Origin of the sequence: Halomonas sp. BDJS001 (assembly GCF_026104355.1) — a bacterium.
Classification (GTDB): Bacteria; Pseudomonadota; Gammaproteobacteria; order Pseudomonadales; family Halomonadaceae; genus Vreelandella.
The window spans coordinates 2029542-2054979 of the sequence record NZ_CP110535.1 but is presented as its reverse complement, the minus strand read 5'-3'; the positions used below and the strand labels follow the sequence as shown (position 1 = coordinate 2054979).

Below are 25438 nucleotides of genomic sequence, written 5' to 3'. Positions count from 1 at the left end.
CAGTAAAGCGGCCGCTCCCTGCGCACCAGGGGGCGGCTTTTTTGTGTTCACTTTCTACACCTAAATGCGTAGATCAATGCGCCAAAAACGCGTTGCAAGTTCGCAAACGATCAACTAGCCTTTCGTAAACGAAAACAAACGACACTACTTACCAGCAACATTTCCAACAACATTCCCAATAACAATGACGCTAGCGAGATCGGCATGTCCTTACATTTACAAAATATCGATCACATCGTTAACGGTGTGCCGCATATCAGTGGGATTGACCTAGCCCTTGAGCCAGGCTCCTTCAACGTGCTGCTAGGGCGAACGCTGGCCGGCAAAACCACCCTGATGCGCCTGATGGCAGGGCTAGAACCGCCTACCAAAGGCAAGATCATCATGGATGGCAAAGACGTAACGAATGTTTCGGTGCGCAAACGCAACGTCTCCATGGTGTACCAGCAGTTTATCAACTACCCAAGCCTCACCGTTTACGACAACATTGCCTCGCCACTGAAATTAGCCAAGCAGCCTAAAAGCGAAATTGATAAGCGGGTTGGCGAAATTGCTGAAATGCTGCATATCGAACATCTGCTGAAACGCTATCCCCAAGAGCTTTCAGGAGGCCAGCAGCAGCGTACCGCCATGGGGCGGGCACTGGTCAAAGACGCCGACCTAATCCTGTTTGATGAGCCGCTGGTCAACCTGGACTACAAACTCCGTGAAGAGCTGCGCGATGAGCTTCGCGAACTGTTCAAAGCGCGGAACTGCATTGCGGTATACGCCACTACCGAACCCAATGAAGCACTGGCACTAGGTGGCAATACGGCGGTACTACATGAAGGAAAACTGCTTCAATACGGCCCTACCGAGCAGGTTTATCGCGAGCCCAATGGCCGCTTTAGCGCAGAAATGTTCTCAGAGCCGCCAATTAACATTGTTCCCGGTCGGCTTACCGACAGCGAAATCACCTTCGACCAATCATTACACTTTCCCTGCGATGACAAGCTAAGGCGCCTCGAACCAGGGGATTATGATTTCGGTGTCAGAGCTTCGCACCTCACCCTACAGCCGCAACGAGCCGATGACTTAGCGCTGGATGTGCATGTGGATGTAGCGGAAATTAGCGGTTCTGAAACCTTCCTGCATGTTCATCACGAACGCTTTCCTCTCGTTCTGCACTTAGCGGGCATACACCAGTTTAGTGTTAATCAGCCCCTGACAGTGTACTTCCCTACCCACCAACTTTACGCCTTCGACAAGCAGGGCCACACGGTACATATTCCTGCACGTCAGGGAGGAGCCGCCCATGGCTGAGATTACCTTAAAAGGCCTTGCGCACTCCTACGAGAAAACACCCACGGGCGCGGCGGATTACGCCATCCGACAGATGGATCACGTATGGCATCAGGGCGGCGCCTATGCGCTTTTAGGCCCATCAGGATGCGGCAAGTCGACACTCCTAAACATTATCTCTGGCCTGCTTGAACCCTCAGAAGGTGACGTACTTTTCGACGGGCATCGAGTCAACGAGCTGCCCCCTGAAGAGCGCAATATTGCCCAGGTTTTCCAGTTTCCGGTGATCTACGACACCATGACGGTGTTCGACAATCTCGCCTTCCCCCTGCGCAATATGAATACCCCAGAGTACCGGGTGAAACCCAAGGTGCTCGAAGTCGCCGATATTCTTGAGCTAACCCCGCTGCTGAATCGCAAAGCCAAAAACCTGACCGCAGATGAGAAGCAGAAAGTCTCCATGGGCCGCGGCTTGGTGCGCGATGACGTCACGGCGATTCTGTTTGATGAACCGCTCACCGTGATCGACCCCCAGCTCAAGTGGAAACTACGCCGCAAACTCAAGGAGATTCACGAACGCTTTAACATCACCATGATCTACGTGACCCACGATCAGCTCGAGGCCTCGACCTTCGCGGATAAAATTGCCGTGATGTATGAAGGCCAGGTGGTACAGTTCGGCACGCCGCGAGAGCTGTTCGAGCGTCCTGCGCATACCTTTGTGGGTTACTTTATTGGCAGCCCGGGCATGAATTTTATGGCCGTGGAATATCGCGACGATCAAGTAATGTTCGGCACACAGTCACTGCCGGTTAGCGAGCAGATGAAGCACGCGGTTGCCAACGCCCGTTCTAACAACGTTAAGCTGGGCATTCGCCCCGAGTTCATCGCCATTTCCTCAAGCGAAGTGGCCAATAGCGTGCCGATTCAGGTGACCAGCGTGCAAGATCTGGGCACCTACTCCCTGCTCACATTCAAGCTCAACGAACAAACCTTTAAAGCCCGCCTGCCAGAGGGACACCTGCCGGTGAGTGAGGCGGCGTTCGCGCACTTCGATGCTGCCCACGTGGCGCTCTATATCGATGAATACCTGGCGGAGGCTGGCCATGAATAACAAAGTACCCAATAACAGAGCCTGGCTACTGGTGCTACCCATGCTGGTATTGGTGGCGTTCTCCGCCATCATTCCGCTGATGACCGTGGTCAACTACTCGGTGCAGGACGTGCTCGGCCCCAACGCACGCTTTTTTACCGGCACCGAGTGGTTTCAAAGCATGCTCAACGACGAAGCGCTGCAGGCAGCGTTTCTGCGCCAAATTTCGTTTTCGCTGATTATTCTCGCCATTCAAATACCACTGGGGATTGGCATTGCGCTGATTATGCCCAAGCGGGGCTGGCAGGCCTCGGCGGTGCTGATCCTGATTACCCTGCCCCTGCTGATCCCATGGAACGTGGTGGGCAGTATCTGGCAAATCTTTACCCGTGGCGATATCGGTTTAATGGGTTGGGGGCTGCGCGAACTAGGTATTAACTACAACATTACCCGTAATGCCGGTGATGCCTGGGTAACGATCATCTTAATGGACGTATGGCACTGGACACCGCTGGTGGCCATGCTGTGTTACAGTGGCCTACGCTCGATTCCGGAAGCGTATTATCAGGCAGCGCGCATCGACCGGGCATCGAAATGGGCGGTGTTCCGCTATATCCAGCTGCCCAAGCTCACCAACGTGCTCGTCATCGCGGTACTACTGCGCTTTATGCACTCCTTCATGATCTACGCCGAGCCCTTTGTGCTCACCGGCGGCGGGCCGGGCAGCGCCACCACCTTCCTAAGCCAGTCGCTGGCCACCATGGCCATTGGCCAACAGGATCTGGGCCCTTCTGCTGCCTTCTCGCTTATCTACTTCCTGGTCATTCTGCTGGTGAGTTGGGTGTTCTACACCACCATCATGAATATGCAGAAAGATAAACCGCCGCATGGAGGTGCTTAATATGAGCTATCAACTCGAAAACACCCAGCGCGGTGAAAAGTACAACACCATTTTTAGCAAGGTTTCACCCGCCCAGCGGCGTAATCGCTCCGCCCGCTCTCGCTGGCGCTCGCGCATCTTGCTTGGCCTGTATCTGGTATTGATGATTTTGCCTATTTACTGGCTACTCAATATGTCACTACAAACCAACAGCGAAATACTGGGCTCCATGACGTTGTGGCCACAAAACGTAACGTTTGATAATTACCTCGGCATTTTTACCAACTCAAGCTGGTATATGGGCTACGTCAATTCAATGCTCTATGTAGCAATGAATATGCTAATCACCATCTGCGTGGCACTACCGGCCGCCTACGCCTTTAGCCGTTACACCTTTATTGGCGACAAGCATCTGTTCTTCTGGCTGCTGACCAACCTGATGGCGCCGCCTGCGGTATTCCTGCTGCCCTACTTCCAGCTCTACTACTCGGTAGGCCTGTTCGATACTCACATCGCCGTCGCACTTGCTCACTGTCTGTTCAACATACCGCTGGCCATCTGGATTCTGGAAGGCTTTATGAGCAGCGTGCCCAAGGAGATCGACGAAACCGCCTATATCGACGGCTATAGTTTTCCGCGCTTTTTCGTCAAGATTTTTATCCCCATGATCCGCTCAGGTATCGGCGTCACGCTGTTCTTCCTGTTTATGTTCTCCTGGGTAGAACTACTGCTAGCACGAACTTTGACCGCGACCAGCGCCCAGCCAATCGGCATGATCATGACGCGCACATCAACTGCTTCGGGGATTGACTGGGGCACCCTGGCCGCCGCCGGTGTACTCACCATTATCCCCGGCATTCTGGTGGTTTACTTCGTTCGTAATCATATCGCCAAGGGCTTTGCCCTGGGCCGTACCTGAGGAGATCTTGCTATGTCTTGGATGGTATGGACAGTGCCCACCGCCATATTCTTTTCATCGATTGCCGCCATGCTGGCAGGCATGACGATATGGGAGATATTGTCGCCCACTATTGAGCGCAAAGGGTTTTTACCCATTGCCACCACTCGCGGGGATCGGCTGTTTATCGGCCTGCTCTCTGCAGCCTTTATCCATTTGGGGGTGATCGGGTTCACGTCACTCTCCATTTGGATAGCACTAGCGGTATCAGCCCTATGGCTGCTGGTTTTAATGCGCTGGGGATAGCTTTTAAGCGAGTTTAGGAAAAAGCACGTCAGCGTTTAATCGGTATCAAGGACGGCCAAGCCATCAAGTAAGAACACAACAAAACGAGGTCAACATGCAAAAGCACGACAATAAATCCAAACTGACTAAGTTCAAACTGACCACCCTCGCCGCCAGCTTGCTGCTGGCTTCGGGTACGCTGTCAGCGCAGGAAGAGGATACCCGCGCCATTGCTGAACGGCTGGTCGATGAGCACTTCCAAAACTCGACGCTTAGCCGTGAAGAGCAGATCGAAGAGCTAATGTGGTTTGCCAAAGCCGCTGAGCCTTTTCGTGGCATGGATATTCAAACCGTGGCCGAAGGTCTCACCACTCACGTTTATGAGAGCGAGGTACTTGCAGAGGCCTTTAGCGAACTCACCGGCATCAATATAACCCACAACATCATTGGTGAAGGTGATGTGGTAGACACCATGCAGAACCAGATGCAGTCGGGTAACAGTATCTACGACGGCTTCGTCAACGACACCGACTCCATCGGCACACATATCCGCTACGGCACCACCATCAACCTGACTGAGGCAATGGAGAACGAGTGGGCGGACTACACCCTACCCACTCTTGACCTGGATGATTTCATTGGCTTGCAGTACGGCACCGGGCCAGATGGCAGCCTCTATCAACTGCCTACCCAGCAATTCGCGAACCTTTACTGGTTTCGCTATGACTGGTTCCAGCGTGAAGACCTTCAGGAACAGTTCCGGGAAATTTACGGCTACGACTTAGGCGTACCCACCAACTGGACCGCTTATCAAGACATTGCCGAGTTCTTCACCGAGCACGTGGGTGAAATAGACGGCACCAAGGTGTATGGCCATATGGATTACGGTCGCCGTGATCCGTCCCTGGGCTGGCGTTTCCACGACTCCTGGCTCTCCATGGCGGGCATGGGCAGCCCTGGTGTCCCTTCAGGCAATCCCGTAGATGACTGGGGTATTCGCGTCAATGAAGAGAGCCAGCCGGTAGGCGCAAGCGTTAGCCGCGGCGGTGCTACCAACTCACCAGCTTCGGTATTTGCGATGCAAAAAGCCGTCGATTGGCTACGTGACTATGCCCCCGAAGAAGCCCAGGGCATGACCTTTGGTGAAGCGGGCCCAGTACCCGCGCAGGGACACATCGCTCAACAGATCTTCTGGTATACCGCCTTTACCGCCGACATGACCGACCCTGCGGTTGCGGTGACCGATGATGAAGGCAATCCGCTATGGCGCATGGCGCCTTCACCTACCGGCCCGTACTGGGAAGAGGGCATGAAGGTGGGCTATCAGGATGTGGGCGCGTGGACGTTCTTCGACTCAACGCCAGAAGACCGGCGCACCGCGGCATGGCTGTTCGGCCAGTTCACCGTGTCAAAAACGGTGTCGCTGGAAAAACTCATGCACGGTTTAACGCCGATTCGTGAATCTGACATCTTCTCTGAGCAGATGACCGAGATGGCGCCCAAACTGGGTGGTCTGGTGGAGTTCTACCGCAGCCCCAACGAGTCGAACTGGACGCCTACCGGCACCAATGTGCCTGACTACCCACGCATGGCCCCGCTGTGGTGGCAAAACCTGGCACCCGTCATGAGTGGTGAAGTGACGCCTCAGGAAGGTCTCGACAAACTGGCGGCGGATATGGACAACACGATGAGCCGCCTGGCCCGTGCCAACGTGTTCGACAGCTATGCGCCCGTGCTCAACGAAGAGCAGGATCCGCAATACTGGCTGGATCAGGAAGGCTCACCCAAGCCCAAGCTAGAGAATGAAATGCCCCAGGGCACCACCGTTCCTTATGACGAAATGATGGAAGCCTGGATGGAAGCCGGTACGCGCCAATAATCACCACGCGTAACGCTTGCAGGGCGGGCAACCGCCCGCCCTGCCAAGGGTTTCATTGGCGGCAGGCCATAGCACAAGAGAAAACACCCACGGCAACAGGGCTATTTATTGGTTAATTGGATCCGCTATGAAACTGCGAAATCGAAACATTGAAAAATTACCTACCGAGACCTTTGATGCCCTGATTATCGGGGGCGGTATTAATGGCGCGGCCACTGCGGCGGCGCTGGCAGGTAAAGGTGCCAAAGTCGCGTTGATTGATCGCGGCGACTTCGCTGGCAGCACCAGCATGCACTCCTCCAACTTAGTATGGGGAGGCATTAAGTATATGGAAAGCAAGGATTTTGCACTGGTTCGCAAATTGTGCAAAAGCCGCAATCACTTAATCAAGAGCTACCCCTCCACGGTTCAGGAGATTCGTTTCCTGACCACTATTTCGAAAGGTTTCCGCCACTCACCACGCTACCTGTGGGCGGGCACCTGGCTTTACTGGCTGATGGGCAACGGCTTTACCAAACTGCCGCGCCTGCTCTCGCCGAACAAGATTAAGCAGCAGGAGCCGATTATCGACATTGAGGGCGCCGTTGGCGGATTCGAATACTCCGACGCCTATCTCCACGATAACGACGCACGCTTTGTATTTAACTTTGTACGCCACGCGCTTAACTATGGGGCAATTGCCGCCAACTACGTGGAGTCACTCGGCGCCGAGCGCGAAGGCGACCTGTGGGTGACCAAAGCGCGCAACGTGATGGATGGCACCACCTTCGATATCCGTGCCAAGGTGCTGATCAATGCCGCCGGCCCCTGGGTGGATCAGCACAACGAGCTGACCGGCCAAAAAACCACCCATCATCACCTCTACTCCAAAGGCATTCACCTCATCGTTCCGCAGCTAACCGACTCTCAGCGGGTGTTGGCATTTTTCGCCGACGATGGAAGGCTGTTCTTCGTCATTCCCATGGGCAATCGCACCTGTATCGGCACCACCGATACCCACATGGAGCACCCAGAGGTGGACGTTACCGCCGAAGATATCGCTTTTGTGCTGGAAAATATCAATAAACGCCTCACCTTGGATAAACCGCTCACCCAGGCTGACATTATCTCAACGCGCTGCGGCGTAAGACCGCTCGCTATTAAGGACAACCAGGGCAGTGACCGCGATTTCCTACAACTCTCGCGAAAGCACGTGATCGATACCAATGCCGAAAGCGCTCACATCAGTATTTTTGGCGGTAAGCTTACCGACTGTTTGAACGTGGGCGATGAGATTGCCGAAGCGGTTAGCCATTTGGGCGTTGTCCTGTCAGACCCCAATTTTCAGTGGTATGGGGAACCCCCAAAGCCCGTAAAACAGCAGTTTATGGATCAAGCCAAGCGTATGAACCTGGATGCCATGACGGCCTCTACCTCATCCGAGCTACTCTCCACTCGGCTGTGGCGACGCTACGCCGATCAGGCTATACCGATGCTTGAAAAATTCGACAGGATCCCGCCCAGGGCGAAATCCTGATTGAAGGCACAGAGTACATCCGCTGTGAGATCGAGCATGCCCGGGATCACGAGATGATCACCCAGCTTGAGGATTTCCTACGCCGCCGCGCCAAAGTCTCACTGGTGGTGCCCCATGAACAGTTACGCCAATCCAGCGGTTTAAAGGAGGCGTGCCGGGTGCTATTTGGCGAAGAGGCTGAAGAGCGCTTTAATCAATATTTTCAGCAGAACCGCGATACTGCGCTGCCGCCTACTTCTTCATCTGTGGTTTAACATATTCAGAGATTAAACATAAAAAAGCCCCCTCATCTAAATGAGGGGGCTTTAGCATGGTTAAAACAAAATAGTCATTAAACGTCGGCTACTAATCGTTATCTAGCTAGAACGCACCCGTGAAACGGCGTCCAACCAGCCCTGATAGAGCTCCTCGCGGGTGGTCTCCTCCATCGCGGGCATAAAGCTTTTCTCGCAGCGCCATAGCTGCTCGATCTCTTCCAGCGTTTGATACCAGCCTAGACGCAACCCGGCCAGGTAAGCGGCTCCCAGGGCGGTCGTTTCCAGAATCGTGGGACGATCTACCTGGACACCCAGCATATCGGCCAGGAACTGCATCACCCAGCTGTTTTTCACCATGCCGCCGTCGACGCGTAGAGTGCCCGGTGGGGTTTCCATGTCGTCGTTCATACAGTGCTGCAAATCGCGGGTTTGGTAGCACACCGCTTGCAGGCCAGCGGCGACTATTTCGGCGATGCCCGTATCACGGGTTAACCCAAAAATAGCGCCACGCGCTTTCGGATCCCAGTGGGGAGCGCCCAAACCGGTAAAGGCGGGCACCAGATAAACGCTGTGGCCGCTGCGGGTCTTCTGGGCCAGGGCTTCGGTTTCGGAGGCGTCAGCAAACAGGTTCAAACCGTCACGCAACCACTGCACCGTGGCTCCTGCCACGAAAATGCTGCCCTCCATGGCGTAGGTCGGTTTGCCGTTAAGCCGGTAGCCAATGGTGGTGAGCAGACGATTACGGGACAGCGAGGGTGTTTCACCGGTATTCACAATCATAAAACAGCCGGTGCCGTAGGTGCTTTTGCCCATTCCCGGTTGAAAGCACGCCTGCCCCACCAGCGCCGCCTGCTGATCCCCCGCTACCCCAGCAATGGGCAGCGCGGCGCCCAGCCAGTGCGCGTCGGTGGTGCCAAAATCATCGCTGGAGTCTTTCACTTCGGGCAATAAATTGGCGGGAATATTAAACAGCGTCAGCAGCTCTTCATCCCACTCCTGGGTATGGATATTAAACAGCGCCGTACGCGAAGCATTGGTGGCATCGGTCACGTGCTGCTGACCGCCGGTCAGTCGCCAGATTAAGAAGCTATCTACCGTTCCAAACGCCAGCTCGCCCTGCTCGGCGCGCTCCCGAGCGCCCTCAACGTTATCCAGTACCCAACCAAGCTTGGTGGCTGAAAAGTAGGGGTCAATCAACAGGCCTGTTTTAGCTTGGACAACTTCAGTGTGACCTTTATCGCGCAGCGACTGACACAAATCCGAAGTGCGGCGATCCTGCCAAACGATGGCGTTATAGAGTGGTTTACCCGTTTTACGATCCCACAGAATAGTGGTTTCCCGCTGGTTGGTAATGCCGATGCCAGCTATTTGGTCAGCGGAAACCTTAGCGTTGTGCATGACCTCCCGACAGGTCGCCACCACCGTTTCCCAGATGTCTTCAGGGTTGTGTTCAATCCAGCCATCGTGAGGAAAATGCTGAGTGAATTCCTGTTGGGCGACAGCGGCCACCTGGCCTTGGCGGTCAAACAGAATCGCGCGAGAGCTGGTGGTACCTTGATCAATGGCGAGTATAAAAGAGGACATATCGAGTTCGCTTTGTTGTATTGTCTTTCGATTTTGTATAATTGGAAACCTCTGATTAACGTGATGAGCGCAGGCCAGACAAGGCAAAAATCAACGAAAAAGCGGAGTTTACGAGGTGTAAATGAGCATTTTGAGGCGATTTTTAACGCAGTATGGCCAAGCGCAATGGTTAATCAGAGGTTTCCACGCTTTCGCTTTATTATCATCTAAGGCTACTCCAGCCGCCCAAAATGCTCAAGGCTGAAACTGTCTCATTAAGCAATGTAGAGCGCCACATCGTGCTGAGTCAGCAAACGCTGAATCGATTCCGGGGGGTTGCGGTCAGTAAATAGCGCATCCAGCTGTTCCAGGTTCCCCTGTCGAACGACCGGGTTGCGATGAAATTTCGAGTAGTCCGCCGCCAAATAGATGCGCCGGGAATTGGCAATAATCGCCTGGGCAACGCGCACTTCCTGGTAGTCGAACTCCAGCAGCGAACCATCCTCATCGATACCGCTGATGCCAATAATGCCGTAGTCCACTTTGAATTGATTGATAAAGTCGATAGTGGCTTCACCAATGATGCCGCCGTCCCTAGAGCGCACCTGACCACCGGCGATAATGACGGTGAAATCCTCTTTATGCTGCAGTATGGCGGCAACGTTAAGATTATTGGTGATGATCTCAAGGCCCTGGTGCTCTAACAGCGCTTGAGCAATCACTTCGTTGCTGGTGCCGATATTAATAAACAGTGAGGAGTGGTTAGGAATGTGCTGGGCTAAACAGCGCGCAATGCGCTCCTTCTCTTCAAGGTGCAGCGTTTTGCGCGTGCTGTAGGCAGTATTCACCGTACTCGACTCAATTCCCACGCCACCATGCACCCGCCTCACCCGCCCCTCGTCGGCCAGGGTGTTTAAATCGCGACGAATGGTTTGCGGGGTCACGGCAAAATGGTCGGTGAGCTGCTCGATACTCATATAGCCGTGCTGACGAACCAGCTCGACAATGGCATCCTGACGAAATTGTTGATTCATAAGCCCGGCCTGTTCGATTTTTGTTGGTATATGAACATAATTTAGCAAAATTTTCGAAATCTAATAGTGCTTTTCGAACACGACGACAGCTGCCCCCCACAGTCCCTGCGCCAGCCCTGGCTATTTTTGCTATTAAAGCGGCCACACCAATAGGATCATTGGAATAGCGACCACCAGTACCACCAGCGACAACGGCAGGCCCAATTTCCAATAATCGCCAAAGCGATAGCCGCCAGGCCCAAGCACCAGCGTATTGGATTGGTGCCCGATAGGGGTTAAAAACGCACAGGAAGCGCTGACGGCCACCACCATCAAGAACGGGTCGAGTGAGACATCGAAGCCATTGGCTAAGCTCACCGCAATAGGCGCCATCAGCAGCGCCGCCGCCGCATTGTTGACCACATTCGAGAGCAGCATAGAGAGTAAAAACAGACCCACCATAGTGACGACCACCGGCCAGTCGCTGCCAAAGCTGAGCAGCGCGTTAGCAATCAAATCCGCACCACCGCTGGTTTCTAATGCTTCACCCACGGGTATCATCGCCGCTAGCAGCACGATTACCGGGCCATCAATGGCTTGATACCCTTCCCGGAGTGGTAACACGCCAATCAGTAGCGAAATCAGTGCCGCACTACTCATGGCCACCGCCGCGGGGAGCAGATCAAACAGCATGGCGACGATCGCCAAGGCAAAAATGGCAATCGACATGACGAGCTTGCGCGGTTGCCCCAGATGCAGTTCTCGGCTCGCCAGAGGCAGACACCCCAGTGATGCCAGGCTGTCCGATATTTCGTTCTCGCTGCCCTGGAGCAGTAAAACGTCGCCGTTCTTAAAGCGAATATCCCGCAGCCGCTGTTTCAAGCGTCCCCCATCCCGGGCAACCGCTACCAGGTGCAGCCCAAACTGATGGTTCAAGCGCAACTGGCGAACGCTGCGGTTAATCATCATAGAGTCATTGCGCACCACGGCCTCAATCAGTTGCAGCCCCTCGGTATCCACGCGCTGTTGATCCTGCGCAGCGTCTTTCTTTTTAGCCTTATTTGCATCTTTGTCACTGACTGGATGCTCCGCGTCTTGTACTTCTAGATCGCCTTCTGGATCGTCCTCAGGCTCTTCCTCCAGCTCAGCAATCGCGCTAAGCCCTACTTTATCTTCCAGCATTTGAAGCTCATCAGGCCCTGCTTCCAATAGCAGAATATCGCCCTCTTCCAGGGCGCCGTGGAAGTTATACCCCGCACGGCGATTGTCATCGCGCACCACCGCCAGTATGGGTATAGTTTCGTCCAACTCATCGCGCATCTGTTGCAGCGTTAAACCCTTAGCCTTCGACTCCTCACCCACCTTCAACTCAACCAAATAGTTAGCGGTATCGAACATTTCATCCGTCGAGGCTTGACCGCTACGCTTGGGGGTCAAGCGCCAGCCCACCAAGACAATAAATGCCAACCCTGCCAGCGCTACCGCGATGCCCACAGGCGCAAAGCTGAACATGCTAAACGCCTCATCCGTTACCTCACGGCGGTAGCTGGAAATAATGATATTAGGGGGAGTGCCGATCAAGGTGGTCAAACCGCCGAGCAAAGAGCCAAACGCCAGCGGCATCAGCAGTAGCGAGGGTGACGTGTTGTGCTCCCGGGCAAGCCGCATAGCCACCGGTAGCAGCAGTGCCAGGGCCCCCACGTTATTCATAATACCCGATAGCAGCACAATGGTACCCACCAGCACCAGGAGCTGGAGTAGCAGATTCTCCCCCACCTTAAGCACTTGGTTGGCAATAATATCCACCACGCCCGAGCGCTCGAACCCCCGGCTAAGTACCAGCACAGCGGCCACGGTAATCACCGCCGGATGACCAAAGCCTGTAAACGCGCTTTCGGCTGGCACAAGCCCTAGCATGACTGAACCCAGCAACGCTGCCAGCGCCACTAGGTCATAACGAAAGCGACCCCATATAAACGCGGCAAGCGTAAGCCCCAACACGATAAACACCAGTGTGCTAGGGGTAAGCGTTAACCCGCCAAGATCCAATGCTTCAATACTTACATTCTCAATACCGGAGCCCTCAGCGCTTGAGCCCTCAACACTTATGTCCTCAGCCGACATCCTTTTCTTACTCCCTTGCCGCCATTCATAGGGGCAGCCTACGATTGATGCAGGCCACGGTCACGCTATGGCCATTCCCCTTGCACATTAGACGCTTGCTATACATACGTATAGTCCCTGCAAATGGTCAGCTGTGTAAACGCTTAACCTCTAAAAATAAAACAGCCCGGCAGTGCCGAGCTGTTTAAGGGAGCTTATGGGGAGAAAACATACGTTGAAGTAACTCGCGCCTTGGAGGGCTTCACCGATTCGAAACACTCCTTGCAAACTGGGTACGCATTTTCGCCCAAAGCTCTATCATCAGATAAAACGAACTCTCTACGGCAACAGAACAGTAGAGCCGGTGGTTTTACGGCTTTGTAGGGCGTCTTGGGCGTTGCCGGCTTCTGCCAAGGGGTAGCGATTGGCGATATCTATTTTGACCTTTCCGCTTTTCAGCATGGTAAAGAACTCTGCACACATCATCTCTAATCGCTCGCGGGTATCGGCGTAGCCGTTAAGGCTGGGACGAGTCACATAGAGCGCCCCCTTCTGGTTAAGAATACCAATATTAACGCCATCCACCGGGCCGGAAGCGTTGCCAAAGCTGACCATCAGCCCACGGGGTTTTAGGCAATCCAGTGACATTTCCCAGGTGTCTTTACCCACCGAGTCGTACACCACATCGCACATATCGCCGTTGGTAAGCTCGCGTACGCGCTCCACCACGTTCTCTTCGCTGTAATTAATTGTCGCCCAGGCGCCGTTGGCCATGGCTAGATCTGCTTTTTCCTGTGAACTGACGGTGCCGATCAGCTTAACGCCTAACGACTTCGCCCACTGGCAGGCAATCGAACCCACCCCGCCCGCTGCGGCGTGAAACAGAATGGTCTCGCCACCTTTTAGTTCATAGGTTTGGCGCAGCAGATACTGCACGGTAAGGCCCTTTAGCATACTCGCCGCTGCGGTTTCGAAATCAACGAAGTCGGGGAGTTTGACCACTTTAGCCGCAGGCAGCACATGCAGCTCTGCATAGGCGCCCAACGGGCCCTGGGCATAAGCTACGCGATCGCCCACGCTTAAATGCGTAACACCTTCACCCACCGCATCGACCACACCCGCCCCTTCGGTGCCTAGCCCAGAAGGCAAGGAAGGGGCTGGGTAGAGCCCGGTACGGAAATAGATATCGATAAAATTGAGGCCGACAGCCTTATTGGCAACACGCACTTCACCCTGACCAGGTTCAGCAGGGGTAACGTCGACCAGTTCAAGTACCTCAGAACCACCGGTACGGGCAAATTGAATACGCTGAGACATAGAGGTTTCCTTATTAATTATTGGGGTTGTCAATAGCAAGTATAACAACGGGTGCTGCTATACAAGCGCGTCGCGGCGTTTAAATCAAGCTAGCACGCTAGCGTTTTTTTACTCCCCTATTCGTTAAGGAATGAAAGGCACGAATCGAATGAAATCCCGCTGTCATGCACCCATGCTAGAATTAGCTCTCTTTTATCGTCTAAGGCTTAGAGATTTGTCATGACGCATCCCGCTATTCAACTCCCCGCGCTGATTGCTCACCGAGGTTACTCCGCCGCTGCCCCTGAAAACACCCTGGCTGCGGTGCGCGCCGCTCATGAAGCGGGAGCCACATGGGTAGAGCTGGATGTGCAGCTACTGGGTGATGGCACGCCGGTAATTTGGCACGATGGCGATGTCGCGCGCTGCTCAAACGGGCGTGGAGGGCTCGTCTCCATGGATTGGGCCAAGGCGCAAACCCTTGACGCTGGAGGATGGTTTGACGACCGTTTTGCGGGTGAGAAGATGCCTAGCCTCAGCGAGATGTTGGCACTGCTTAACAAGCTGGAAATGGGCGTCAATATGGAAATCAAGGTCAATAAAGGCCGCGACCCTATCGCGCTGGTGGAACGTGCACTGCCGGAGATGCTCGACACCCTCCCCCCCGAGCGCTTGATTATCTCCTCCTTCAATGCCGCTGCTCTTGGCCACTGCCGTCAATTTGCCAGCAAAGAGCGGCTGGCTCTGGGTGTGCTGTTCGGCAGCGTACCCAAAAGCTGGCGTGAGCAGTGCGAGGCCATAGAGGCGTTTAGCGTGCACCCCCACTGGCCACGTTTGAAGCGCGCTCAAGCTGACGCTATGCAGCGCGATGGCTATCAAATATTGTGCTATACCGCCAATGATCCTAGCGCTTTTCATAGCCGTTGGGCGTGGGGTATCGGCAGTGTCATCACCGATGAACCCGCCGCGTTCAAGCGCTTTTTAGATAGCCATTGATCAGTACAAACGCTGGATAAGTTCACACACAGACAAGGAGTCCGCCATGAAGTATCTAGGAGCCCATGTGAGCGCCGCTGGCGGTGCAGACCAAGCCGTGCACCGGGCTGTAGAAATCGGCGCGGATGCCTTTGCGCTATTCACCAAAAATCAGCGTCAATGGAAAGGTAAACCGCTCACCGATGAGGCCATTCAAGCCTTTCGCGACGCATGCGCCGAGCATAATTTTGCCCCTGAACAGATTTTGCCTCACGACAGCTATCTGATTAATCTGGGTCACCCCGAGCAGGAAGGCCTACGCAAATCCCGGGATGCCTTTCTGGATGAGATGCAGCGCTGCGAGCAGTTGGGGCTGACACTGCTTAATTTTCATCCCGGCAGCCACTTGAATAAAATTAGCGAAGGCGACTGTTTAAAGCGTATCGCTGAATCCGTCAATGAAGCGCTAACGCATACCCAGGGCGTCACGGCAGTGATTGAAAATACCGCCGGGCAAGGCACTAACCTGGGCTGGCGCTTCGAGCATTTGGCCGAAATCATTGCCCATGTGGACGACAAAACCCGCGTGGGGGTGTGTATTGACACCTGCCACGCCTTTGCGGCGGGCTATGATTTGCGCACGGCAGAGGCTACCCAAGCAACGCTCGATGAACTAGGCAGCGTTGTCGGCTTTGAATATCTTCGCGGCATGCATTTAAACGATGCCAAAAGCGACCTTGCCAGCCGCGTGGATCGCCACCACAGCCTTGGCAAAGGCAATATTGGCCTGCCTGCATTTACCGCTATCATGCAGGAACCACGGATTAACGCCATTCCGATGATACTGGAGACCATCGAACCCGAGATATGGGCCGATGAAATAGCTTGGCTACGCGCTCAAGCCTCTTGAACGATGGATACAAAGAGTCGGCCTACGATGCAGCGGTTTTTGCACGCCCGGTAATGCTTGCCTACGCTTAACCTCCTTTACTCAAGCCCCAGCCCACGTAAGGAGTGTGCAATGAGCGATACCGATCTCGGCAGTTTAGATGCCCAGACCCTGGCTCAGTTGTTTGAAAGTCGAGAAGCCTCGCCGCTTGAAGCGACTCGTGCCGCCCTTGAACGAATAGAGCGCTTCAACCCAGAGGTTAACGCCTATGTGTATGTGGATGCTGAAGGCGCGGAATCGGCGGCCAAAGCCGCGGCGCGGCGCTGGGGGCAAGGCAAGCCACTAAGCCCTATCGATGGGATGCCAGTATCGCTTAAAGACCTGACCCAAGTGGCGGGCATGCCCTGCCGGGAAGGCTCACTAACCTCTTCTGAAGCGCTATGCGACACCGATGCGCCACCCGCGCGCATGCTGCGTGAAGCAGGCGCCGTCCTGCTGGGCAAAACCAACACCCCCGAATTTGGCTGGAAAGCAGTGACCGATAACCGTGTCTTTGGCGCCACGGCGAATCCCTGGGATACGCGGTTAACCCCCGGTGGCTCTTCCGGCGGGGCCGCCGCCGCTGCGGCACTCAATATGGGGGTACTGCACCAGGGCGGCGACTCCGGTGGCTCTATACGTATTCCCGCTTCTTTTACCGGAGTATTCGGCTTCAAACCCACATTTGGCTGGACACCCCAATGGCCGCCGGCTAAAGAGCCCAGCCTATCGCACCTGGGGCCGTTAACGCGCACCGTGCGGGATGCTGTCAGCATGCTCAATGTGATAGGCCGCTACGACTACCGTGACCCGTACGCCACCCGCGGGCAGCCCGATTGCTGGGGGATGGATTTGGATAAAGGCTTAACCGGACTGAGGATCGGCTACTCGCCTGATCTTGGCTACGCCAAGGTAGATCCCCAGGTTGCCGAACGCGTGCGAGAAGCCGCCAGCAAACTGGAGGCGTTGGGCGCTGAAATCGTCGAAGTGCATCCCGGCTTTTCGTCACCGCTGGATACCTTCCGCAAGCTGTGGTTTACCGCCTCTTTAGAGCAGTGGTCACAGATGAATGACCACCAGCGCACGCTGCTGGATCCCGGCATGGTAGCCAATGCCCGTGAGGCCGAACCCTGGAAAGCCGTCGAGCTGTTTCGAGCGTTGGCCGATCGTGCGGAATTGACCCAACGCCTGGAGCACTTCAACCAAGAGTACCACCTACTGATGACGCCCTCGGTGGCGATCCCGCCGTTCGAACTAAACCAGGAAGTTCCCCCCGGCAGCGATATGCGGGACTGGGAAGAGTGGGCGCCCTTTAGCTACCCTTTTAACCTGAGCCAGCAACCCGCCGCGTCGGTGCCCTGCGGTTTTACTGATAACGGTCTACCGGTGGGCTTTCAGCTAGCGGGTGGCAAATACGATGATGCTCGCGTTCTGCGCGCCTGTCATGCCTATATGGAAGCACATCCGCCGCGCTTTCCCAGCGTACCCAACCCTGCCCAGTATGCCTAACAGCTGAGCAGCATAAAAAAGCCCAACCAAGCATAACGCTTGGCTGGGCTTTAGCGATCAATAGGAAAGTTACATTGCAGAGAGTTTCTCTTGGTCTAACACGCCAGACATACGCACCATAGCCAATGCTTCATCCAAGCTGTTCATCTCTTCGATCATCACCAACTCGCTCTCTAAACTCACCGGCTGACCGGCTGTTTCAGACAGCAATTTTTCCAGGGAAGCCACATCCATAGCGTCGTCTAAGTGGTGAACATCTACTGAGGCGCTGTTACGGCCCGGCAGATAGATGGTGCCATTAGAGAAATCCACGGCGTAGGCAATCACTCCGGGCACGATAAAAAACAGCAAACCGACCCCATTGGCGACAGCAATAACCGGATCAATATCACCGCTCAATTGCCCCTTACGCTCAGGGTGAAAAAGCGTACCACAACCACTCAATGACACGATGGAAACGCCAACCACGGCGCCAGTCAACCAGCGACGAACTGCTTGGTGCATGAAGGTTCCCTCAAACAAAAAAGTAACGATAGTCGATATAGCGTATTGCGCTTTCATTTTTTGCCGACTATCGCGCCATAAAACGCGACCAGTTTAGCACAACCATCCAAAAGCATAGATCATTTGAACATAAGCACTATTTTGCCGCTTTAACCGCTAGACCGTACAATGTTCCCATTCAACGCTTCCAAGCACTTTTTGCAAGAATCCAGTTTTCAAAAACCCTGTTTAAAAAACCAAGGAATGCTCACGCCCATGCGCGCCAGCCAATTACTGATTGCCACTCTCAAAGAAACCCCGGCTGACGCCGAAGTCATTAGCCACCAGCTAATGCTCCGCGCCGGGATGATTCGCCGCTTAACCTCAGGGCTTTACACCTGGCTGCCCCTTGGCCTGCGCACCCTGCGCAAAGTGGAAGCCATAGTGCGCGAAGAGATGAACCGTGCCGGTGCTCAAGAGCTACTGATGCCCGCAGTGCAGCCCGCTGAGCTTTGGCAGGAGTCTGGCCGCTGGGAACAATACGGCCCTGAGCTATTACGCCTAAAAGATCGCCACGACCGCGACTACTGCGTCGGCCCAACCCACGAAGAAGTGATTACCGATCTGGTGCGTAAAGAGATCGCCAGCTATAAACAGCTGCCGGTCAATTTCTACCAGATTCAGACCAAGTTCCGGGATGAGATCCGCCCACGTTTTGGGGTAATGCGCTCCCGTGAGTTCATCATGAAGGACGCATACTCCTTCCACCTGGATGAAGACTCGCTGAAGCAGACCTACCAGGATATGTACGATGCCTATACGCGCATCTTCACGCGCCTAGGCCTCGACTTCCGCCCGGTCATCGCCGACAACGGCTCCATCGGCGGAACCGGCTCTCACGAATTCCACGTGCTGGCCGAGTCTGGCGAAGACGATATCGTGTTCTCCAACTCTTCCGACTACGCCGCGAACATGGAAAAGGCCGAAGCCTTGCCTGCTCCCCTGGGCAGCAACATACAGCGCGAAGCACCTACCCAAGAGATGCACCTGGTAGATACGCCTAACGCCAAGACCATTGCCGCCCTGGTTGAGCAGTTTGATCTGCCGATCGAGAAAACGGTCAAGACTCTAATCGTACGTGCCGCCGAGGGCGGCCTGATTGCCCTATTGGTGCGCGGCGATCATGAGCTGAACGAGGTAAAAGCCGAGAACCTTCCCCAAGTGGCGGCCCCGCTGACCATGGGCAGCGAAGAGGAAATTCGCGCAGCAGTTGGCGCAGGCTTTGGCTCACTTGGCCCGGTGAACCTTGATATGCCCATTATTGCCGACCGCAGCGTTGCCCTGATGAGCGACTTTGGCGCGGGTGCCAATATTGAAGGCAAACACTATTTCGGCATTAACTGGGAGCGTGATGTGGCCCTGCCCGAGGTAGCCGACCTGCGCAATGTGGTGGAAGGCGACCCCTCCCCCGACGGCCAAGGCACGCTCTCTATCAAGCGCGGCATCGAGGTTGGCCACGTCTTCCAGCTTGGCCAAAAGTACTCCCAGGCCATGAACGCCAACGTGCTGGGCGACAGCGGTAAAACCAGCCATCCTTGGATGGGTTGCTACGGTATCGGCGTGACCCGCGTGGTCGCCGCCGCCATCGAGCAGAACCACGACGAATCGGGCATTATCTGGCCTAACGCTATTGCGCCCTTCCAGGTGGCACTGGTGCCGATGAATGCACACAAATCCCAGCGTGTTCGCGAAGAGTCCGAACGCCTTTACCAAGCGCTCACCGCCGCTGGCATAGACGTCTTGCTGGATGACCGCGACACCCGACCCGGCGTTAAATTTGCCGATTTGGAACTGATGGGTGTTCCGCACCGCCTGGTGATCGGTGACCGCGGCCTGGACAACGGTGAGCTGGAGTATAAAGGTCGCCGTGATAGCGAAGCGACCATGGTGCCTGCGGATCAAATCATCGACTTTTTGCGTGAGAAAGCTAGCTAAGGCAGTAACGCTTAGCGGGGTATTGCTGAGCAGTGCTGGGCTTGTAGCCACAAACCTAGTAGCTGCTCAGCCGTTACCCCAAACCCTGCGTCCCACGCTTGAGTCTGCCAATCAGCAGCATCAGACGCCTCAACAGCAGTGGGCAGCGCGCCAGTGGCGTGAACGTATGGACACGCCGCTGGCTCGTTTTATGGATGATGCCGCACAGCGCCAGACACTGCTCACACGCATCTACCAGGAAGCCAGGCTGGCAGGCTTACCGCCGGAGTTGGTATTAGCGCTAATCCAGGTAGAGAGCGCATTCAAAGCGGATGCTATCTCCTCGGCAGGCGCAGTTGGCTTGATGCAAATCATGCCGTTCTGGGTCAGCGAACTTGGCCTGCCGATTGACGACTTAACCTACCCGCCGCGCAATCTGCGCTATGGCTGTACAATTTTGGCGCACTACCTCGCTATCGAGAACGGCGACTTTACCCGCGCGCTAGCCCGCTACAACGGCAGCTTGGGCGAAACCTGGTACCCGGAGCGGATCATGCACGCCTGGCGGGATACTTGGCGGCAAACAAGCCGTTAACAGGGACACTTAGCGTGGACAAATAACCGGCTCAATTAAACCGACCGCCCAAAACTGGCCAAGTAATAAAGACATATCTTTGAAAACCTGCTCAAGGGAAACCGGCATAAAAAACTCGGCCAATGTTTTACTTAGTTCGTCTATATCCAGTGCTTCATTTTGCAGTAGCAGCCACACGGCGCGGCTAGTGACATTCAGGCGGTGAATCGCACCACCATCTTCGACAATCACAAATAGTTCATCTCCCAAGGGGTATTCATAGGCCGCTTTACATGCCCGCCAACAACGCTGATCACTCCTCTCCAGTGCAGCTGCTTCAGGAATTGGCGCTGCCTGTGAAGGTGATATGTAAGTTGATGGTTGGTCTTGTAGCGCCCGCTTAAGCTCGCGACCTACGAACTCTGCTGCTTGGTAAGCATCTGAGTAGCGCAGTAAAAAACAGGGAATACGCTGAACCAAGGGCAAAAACTTGGTGATCAGTACCTGTTCGGAAAGCGTATCAGCAAAGTTCTGCTTTAGCAGTTGCCATAACCCCTCCCCGTGCTGAAGCGATGATAATTTGGGAGTAGTGACACTATTGTCACGGTCAATTAATATAATTGCGCCTATGGGCCGCTTCACACCATGGTTCGCCAGTAGCCTTTCATCCAGCGCTAAATAACCGTAGCGGTGATCGCTTGGGCCTTGATGTGCGCTGACAAAATCCTGAAATCCGGCATTAATAGCATCGGGGAGTGGCAAACGAAGCCTTGGCGCAATGCCAAGCGACACACCTTCTCCTTCAGGCGTTAATGCCACCACGTCGTCACCGAATACTCGATACCCTGTGGCCGCAAACGCAGACGTCAGCGTACTTTTACCGGCACGGTGCGATTCAGGGAAAATCACTAGCTGACCATTGATCTCAGCAGAGCCACAGTGCAACCCAATATAGTGAGGGTGTTGACGCAAAAAAGCACCCGCTACATCTGCAATAACACTACAGGCTGCCCCTACTGCCGTTTCAAGCCACATGCCGCTGGGCAGTGCACTCGCCTGTTGCCAGTAGCCCCCTTCTTGCTGCCAAACGCAGATATCAGGCTCAACAGCTTGGCGTGGGCACTCCGTTAATGCCCAGCCGGGCATCGCCGCTTGAAGAACGGGCAACAATGGCTGCGCTCCTACCAGTCGGATACAGGGGCCTATACCGGGAAGCGAATAGTCAGTCACTGAGCTCATGGCCATTATCACCAGCGATGCGGAAGTAGCCGGCTAATGCGCAATTCAATCACCCCATCGCGCTCCCAGCGTCGACGTTCACGACGTCCGTAGGGGCGTGAATAATCAGGCCTAGAATAGCTGGGTCTTGAGTAGCGGGGTTTTGAATAGCTGGGTCTTGAATAGCTGGGTCTTGAATAGCCAGGCCTGGAATGACCTCTATGTTGGCCACTATGCCTAGAGCGATGATCATGAGCCTGCGCTTGATTCATCGACAGCAATGTAGGAGCCACATAGAGTGCCGCCGCGCCCAAGCCTAAACTGGTTAACACCTGCCGACGAGAGCGGCGCTGCTTTAATAGGGTTGGCTTTGCATCGTTGTTCATCTCTCTTCTCCGCAGTTAACGAACACCGTTTCTTAATATTCACTTTAACCACGACATCTCAATAGCGCCACTCCGCAGGTGTGCTTTCCCTATTGTTTACTCTTTTTGGCAAGTGTTGGCTTACCGTTAAGCCAAACGCATGACTTTCCTGCACAATCCATCCACTATTAGGCTTAACGCTTTGCTATCTTAATGCGGGATGTCGACCTCAATGCCACAGCCAACACTACAACATCGCCCTTTTAGCGGGTTTATCACCGCATACGCAGCCCCGCTATTGGCACTGCTGGTAATCACCCTGCTTGTCCCTAACGCTAACGCTGCGCAAATAGCCATAAGCAGTGCTGATGGCCAACCGCTTGAGCACGCAGTCGTTGAGGTTTACTACGATTCGGCAGCAGGCAACTCTCCCCAAGAGGAGAACATTTATCAGCGCGATGCTGCCTTTCACCCTAAGGTATTAACCGTTCCTACCGGCAGCCATGTGGCATTTCCCAACCAAGACACCACCCGTCATCACGTCTACTCTTTTTCACCGGCCAAAACCTTCGATTTAAATCTCTACCTGAAAGAAACGCCGCCAGCGGTTCACTTCGACCAACCCGGTATAGTCGTTTTGGGATGCAATATTCACGACCATATGCAGGCTTTTATTGTTGTTAGCGACGCCCCTTACACGGCGACAACGGGCGCTGAAGGCGTACTTATCCTGCCCACGCTGCCAGTTGGAGAGCATCGTGTGCGCGTGTGGCACCCACGACTTGATGACAGCCAGCAAGTTTGGTGGGAAGGCATCATTACCGATAACGACCAGTTGGAAGTCAGTTTAGAACTCAACGCACTACCACCTCCAGCGCCAACGCTCTCGCCCCTTCAACAGCGCTTTAGAGATGCCACTTAAGCCCTTACCCGTGTTCAAGAGATGGCGATCAGCCACTTAGTGAGGTTGCTATGCGCTTTAGAACGCGCTTGATGCTCGTACTGCTGACCGTGGTGATTGTCTCGCAACTCGCCACCGGAGTGGCATTCCTTCGCGCGACTCAAAACGATGTTATTGCCAAAGGATCCCAACATTTAGAAGTGGGTGCCAATGTATTAGCACAGCTGCTGGACGTGCGCGGTGAACAGTTAACCAATAACGTTGCTATTCTCGCCGATGACTTTGGTTTTAAAAGCGCCGTTTCCACCCAGGATACCGAGACGCTTTACTCCGTGCTGGCCAACCATGGTGATCGAGCCAAGGCAGATATCGTGTTACTCAGCGGTCTGGATGGGCACATCCTGGCGAGCAGCCATCATCCACAAAATAGCCCGATGCCTTTCCCGCAGCTCTTTGACCGGGCTCGCCAAGAGGGCCAAGCTGTTAGCGTCGTCATCACCGAGGGTCAGCCTTATGAATTCGCCTTGCTCCCGGTGCGCGCTCCCAACCTGATTGGCTGGGTGGGTATGGGCTTTTTAATTAATGAAGCGGTAACAGAAGAGATTAATGCGCTAACCGGGTTGGACATTAGCGTAGTTAACTATCGCGACAACGGCGAAATCAGCTACCTAGCCAGCTCTCACCCTGGGCAATTGGCTCTGGAGTTAATGAGCGAACGTGGTGACGAGTTAATCGAAGGCGAGTATGCCCTACACAGCCAGATGACGCCGGATGCAGAATATCTAACCTACGCGAGCCAGCTCTATTCAGACGACGCCAACCATACCTATGCGCTGTTACAACTCTCACGCAACGAGCTGCTTGGCGCATACCGCTCATTGCAATGGCAACTGCTTGGCATCATCGCCCTGATTCTGCTGTTTACCGTGCTCATTGCCATGTGGAGCGCGCGCAGCATGAGCAAACCACTAATGGAACTGGCGAAAGCGGCTCAGCGCATTGGGCGCGGTGAGCGTTTCACTGAGTTACCGGTCGGTACTGAGCGGAGCGAAACCGGGCTTCTGGCATCGACGCTAATGGCTATGCAGGAGGGCATCGCTCAGCGTGAGTTCACTCTTCATCATCAGTCCCGTCACGATTTACTCACCGACCTGCCTAATCGCATCAGCGCCCAGGAAGATATCAGCCTTTTGATCAAACGCGGTGAGCCGTTTACCCTTCTGCGCCTGGCAATTAACAACTTTCGCGACATTAACGACACCTTCGGCTATGCACTGGGGGATCACGTGCTGGTCACCCTGGCCAAGCGCTTGCAGCACTTTGATGGCTCGGAGAGCACAGCCTACCGGCTTGACGGTGACGAGCTGCTACTGGTCGTCAAGCAGTCAAGAAGCGACTTTGCCTGGCGTACCCGACTTTTCACGTCGCTGCACCATCCTATCGATCTTGATAAATCCCCCATTACACCCTCCCTTTCTGCAGGCGAAACCAACTACCCCGACCATGGCGACAGCCCACAACTATTGCTGCGGCGATCCGATATAGCACTGGATATGGCGCGACGTCACCGGCACCCTCATCAACGCTATCTGGAGGGGCAGGATGAGCACCATTTGCGCCAGCTCACCCTGATTCGCGATCTACAGTATGCAGTGGGCAACGGTGAACTGTGGATGGCCTACCAGCCCAAAGTAGACACCCGTAACGGCCGTGTCGATCAGTGCGAAGCGTTGATGCGCTGGCGTCACCCGTCGTTAGGATTTGTGCCCCCCGATGAGTTCATTAGCTTGGCCGAGCGCTCGGGAAGCATCGGCATGCTTAGCCACTGGATGTTAGCCAATGTCTGCGCTCAATTGCATGCCTGGCAGCAGCGTGGCTATCACTTATCGGTAGCGGTTAATCTATCCGCCAGTGATGTGGTGGATCGCCAATTGGCGGCTTATTTGGCCAGTTTACTTGAACGCTATCGCCTTTCCCCTGCCCGCCTGAGTATCGAAGTCACTGAAAGTGCCGTTATGCAGGACGTTGATGCAGCCATGTCCACGTTAATGGAGCTCAACCAACTCGGGCTGCGTATCGCGATTGACGATTACGGCACTGGCTACTCTTCCCTCGCGCAAATCAAACGCCTGCCCGTAGATGAACTCAAGATCGATAAGTCTTTCGTGCTGGCGATCGACTCCCAGAAAGATGACTTAACCATCGTCAGTTCGACCATCGAAATGGGCCACAGTTTAGGACTGCGTTTAGTGGCCGAGGGTGTTGAGAATCGCGCCAGCGCCGAGCTGTTAAGCAAGCTGGGCTGTGACTATTTACAAGGGTATTGGGTTGCTAAACCCATGCCAGCGGATGAACTCCCCGCATGGTTGGATAACTTTACCCCACTGTCACTTCCCCACCCGATGTCATCCATACTCAAGACGCTCCAGAGAAAGCCATGAGGGTAT

At 54.6% G+C, this 25438-nt stretch carries 20 protein-coding genes and 1 pseudogene; 14 read left to right on the top strand and 7 right to left on the bottom strand.

The genetic code is table 11. From position 1 onward, the window contains the following. Window positions 1-204: 204 nt before the first annotated feature. The 7 genes and pseudogenes from OM794_RS09360 (at window position 205) to OM794_RS09330 (ending at window position 8086) form a co-directional block, all read left to right on the top strand. Window positions 205-1302: an ABC transporter ATP-binding protein gene (locus OM794_RS09360; protein ID WP_226249496.1), complete on the top strand. Its 1098-nt coding sequence runs from the start codon at window positions 205-207 to the stop codon at window positions 1300-1302. Then, a complete protein-coding gene (locus OM794_RS09355; RefSeq protein ID WP_226249497.1) occupies window positions 1295-2395 on the top strand; it encodes an ABC transporter ATP-binding protein in 1101 nt (366 codons plus the stop codon). The genes OM794_RS09360 and OM794_RS09355 overlap by 8 nt, the downstream gene beginning before the upstream one ends. Continuing rightward, on the top strand, window positions 2388-3275 hold the full coding sequence (locus OM794_RS09350; RefSeq protein WP_226249498.1) for a carbohydrate ABC transporter permease: 888 nt from the start codon (window positions 2388-2390) through the stop codon (window positions 3273-3275). The genes OM794_RS09355 and OM794_RS09350 overlap by 8 nt, the downstream gene beginning before the upstream one ends. Window position 3276: 1 nt before the next feature. After that, window positions 3277-4173 (top strand): carbohydrate ABC transporter permease, encoded by an 897-nt coding sequence (locus OM794_RS09345; RefSeq protein WP_226249499.1) that lies wholly within the window; start codon window positions 3277-3279, stop codon window positions 4171-4173. Between the two features lie 12 nt (window positions 4174-4185). Further along, window positions 4186-4458, top strand: a complete 273-nt coding sequence (locus OM794_RS09340) for a DUF2160 domain-containing protein (RefSeq protein WP_088701628.1) — start codon at window positions 4186-4188, stop codon at window positions 4456-4458. 94 nt (window positions 4459-4552) lie between these two features. Further along, entirely contained in the window at window positions 4553-6316 is a 1764-nt protein-coding gene (locus OM794_RS09335; RefSeq protein WP_226249500.1) for an ABC transporter substrate-binding protein, read from the top strand. A 127-nt stretch (window positions 6317-6443) separates the two neighbouring features. Then, window positions 6444-8086, top strand: a pseudogene (locus OM794_RS09330) (glycerol-3-phosphate dehydrogenase/oxidase). Window positions 8087-8188: 102 nt separating this feature from the next. Here OM794_RS09330 and glpK read toward each other — a convergent pair. From glpK to OM794_RS09310, 4 genes are all read right to left on the bottom strand, one after another. Continuing rightward, on the bottom strand, window positions 8189-9673 hold the full coding sequence (gene glpK, locus OM794_RS09325) for a glycerol kinase GlpK (RefSeq protein WP_226249502.1): 1485 nt from the start codon (window positions 9671-9673) through the stop codon (window positions 8189-8191). Window positions 9674-9927: 254 nt separating this feature from the next. Continuing rightward, window positions 9928-10686 (bottom strand): DeoR/GlpR family transcriptional regulator, encoded by a 759-nt coding sequence (locus OM794_RS09320; RefSeq protein ID WP_226249503.1) that lies wholly within the window; start codon window positions 10684-10686, stop codon window positions 9928-9930. Between the two features lie 132 nt (window positions 10687-10818). Then, entirely contained in the window at window positions 10819-12789 is a 1971-nt protein-coding gene (locus OM794_RS09315) for an SLC13 family permease (RefSeq protein WP_226249504.1), read from the bottom strand. Between the two features lie 318 nt (window positions 12790-13107). Further along, the gene (locus OM794_RS09310; RefSeq protein ID WP_226249505.1) at window positions 13108-14085 is read right to left on the bottom strand and encodes an NADPH:quinone reductase; all 978 of its coding nucleotides are present in this window, start codon (window positions 14083-14085) and stop codon (window positions 13108-13110) included. A gap of 219 nt (window positions 14086-14304) precedes the next feature. Between OM794_RS09310 and OM794_RS09305 the strand changes: the two genes are divergently transcribed. The 3 genes from OM794_RS09305 (at window position 14305) to OM794_RS09295 (ending at window position 17476) form a co-directional block, all read left to right on the top strand. Further along, window positions 14305-15060, top strand: coding sequence for a glycerophosphodiester phosphodiesterase family protein (locus OM794_RS09305; protein ID WP_265154527.1), 756 nt, complete (start codon window positions 14305-14307; stop codon window positions 15058-15060). Window positions 15061-15106: 46 nt separating this feature from the next. Next, window positions 15107-15949, top strand: coding sequence for a deoxyribonuclease IV (nfo, locus tag OM794_RS09300; RefSeq protein ID WP_226249506.1), 843 nt, complete (start codon window positions 15107-15109; stop codon window positions 15947-15949). A gap of 111 nt (window positions 15950-16060) precedes the next feature. Continuing rightward, the gene (locus OM794_RS09295; protein WP_226249507.1) at window positions 16061-17476 is read left to right on the top strand and encodes an amidase; all 1416 of its coding nucleotides are present in this window, start codon (window positions 16061-16063) and stop codon (window positions 17474-17476) included. A gap of 69 nt (window positions 17477-17545) precedes the next feature. Here OM794_RS09295 and OM794_RS09290 read toward each other — a convergent pair whose 3' ends face one another. Beyond that, a complete protein-coding gene (locus OM794_RS09290) occupies window positions 17546-17980 on the bottom strand; it encodes a hypothetical protein (protein WP_226249508.1) in 435 nt (144 codons plus the stop codon). Window positions 17981-18235: 255 nt separating this feature from the next. On the opposite strand from OM794_RS09290, the gene OM794_RS09285 reads away from it, so the two are divergent. Both OM794_RS09285 and OM794_RS09280 read left to right on the top strand, forming a co-directional pair. Continuing rightward, complete coding sequence (locus OM794_RS09285; RefSeq protein ID WP_226249509.1) at window positions 18236-19954, top strand: proline--tRNA ligase; 1719 nt, start codon at window positions 18236-18238, stop codon at window positions 19952-19954. Beyond that, on the top strand, window positions 19938-20528 hold the full coding sequence (locus OM794_RS09280) for a transglycosylase SLT domain-containing protein (RefSeq protein WP_226249510.1): 591 nt from the start codon (window positions 19938-19940) through the stop codon (window positions 20526-20528). The genes OM794_RS09285 and OM794_RS09280 overlap by 17 nt, the downstream gene beginning before the upstream one ends. Before the next feature lie 9 nt (window positions 20529-20537). On the opposite strand, the gene OM794_RS09275 is transcribed toward OM794_RS09280, so the two are convergent. Then, window positions 20538-21746: a PqqD family protein gene (locus OM794_RS09275; RefSeq protein ID WP_226249511.1), complete on the bottom strand. Its 1209-nt coding sequence runs from the start codon at window positions 21744-21746 to the stop codon at window positions 20538-20540. Between the two features lie 49 nt (window positions 21747-21795). After that, window positions 21796-21978 carry a hypothetical protein gene (locus OM794_RS09270; protein WP_226249512.1) on the bottom strand — a complete coding sequence of 61 codons (183 nt, stop codon included), beginning with the start codon at window positions 21976-21978 and terminating at the stop codon, window positions 21796-21798. Window positions 21979-22322: 344 nt separating this feature from the next. Here OM794_RS09270 and OM794_RS09265 point away from each other — a divergent pair, with 344 nt between their 5' ends. Together OM794_RS09265 and OM794_RS09260 are read left to right on the top strand one after the other, a co-directional pair. Continuing rightward, window positions 22323-23012: a Cupredoxin gene (locus tag OM794_RS09265; protein ID WP_226249513.1), complete on the top strand. Its 690-nt coding sequence runs from the start codon at window positions 22323-22325 to the stop codon at window positions 23010-23012. Window positions 23013-23062: 50 nt separating this feature from the next. Next, window positions 23063-25432 carry an EAL domain-containing protein gene (locus tag OM794_RS09260; protein WP_226249514.1) on the top strand — a complete coding sequence of 790 codons (2370 nt, stop codon included), beginning with the start codon at window positions 23063-23065 and terminating at the stop codon, window positions 25430-25432. The last annotated feature ends 6 nt before the right edge of the window (window positions 25433-25438 follow it).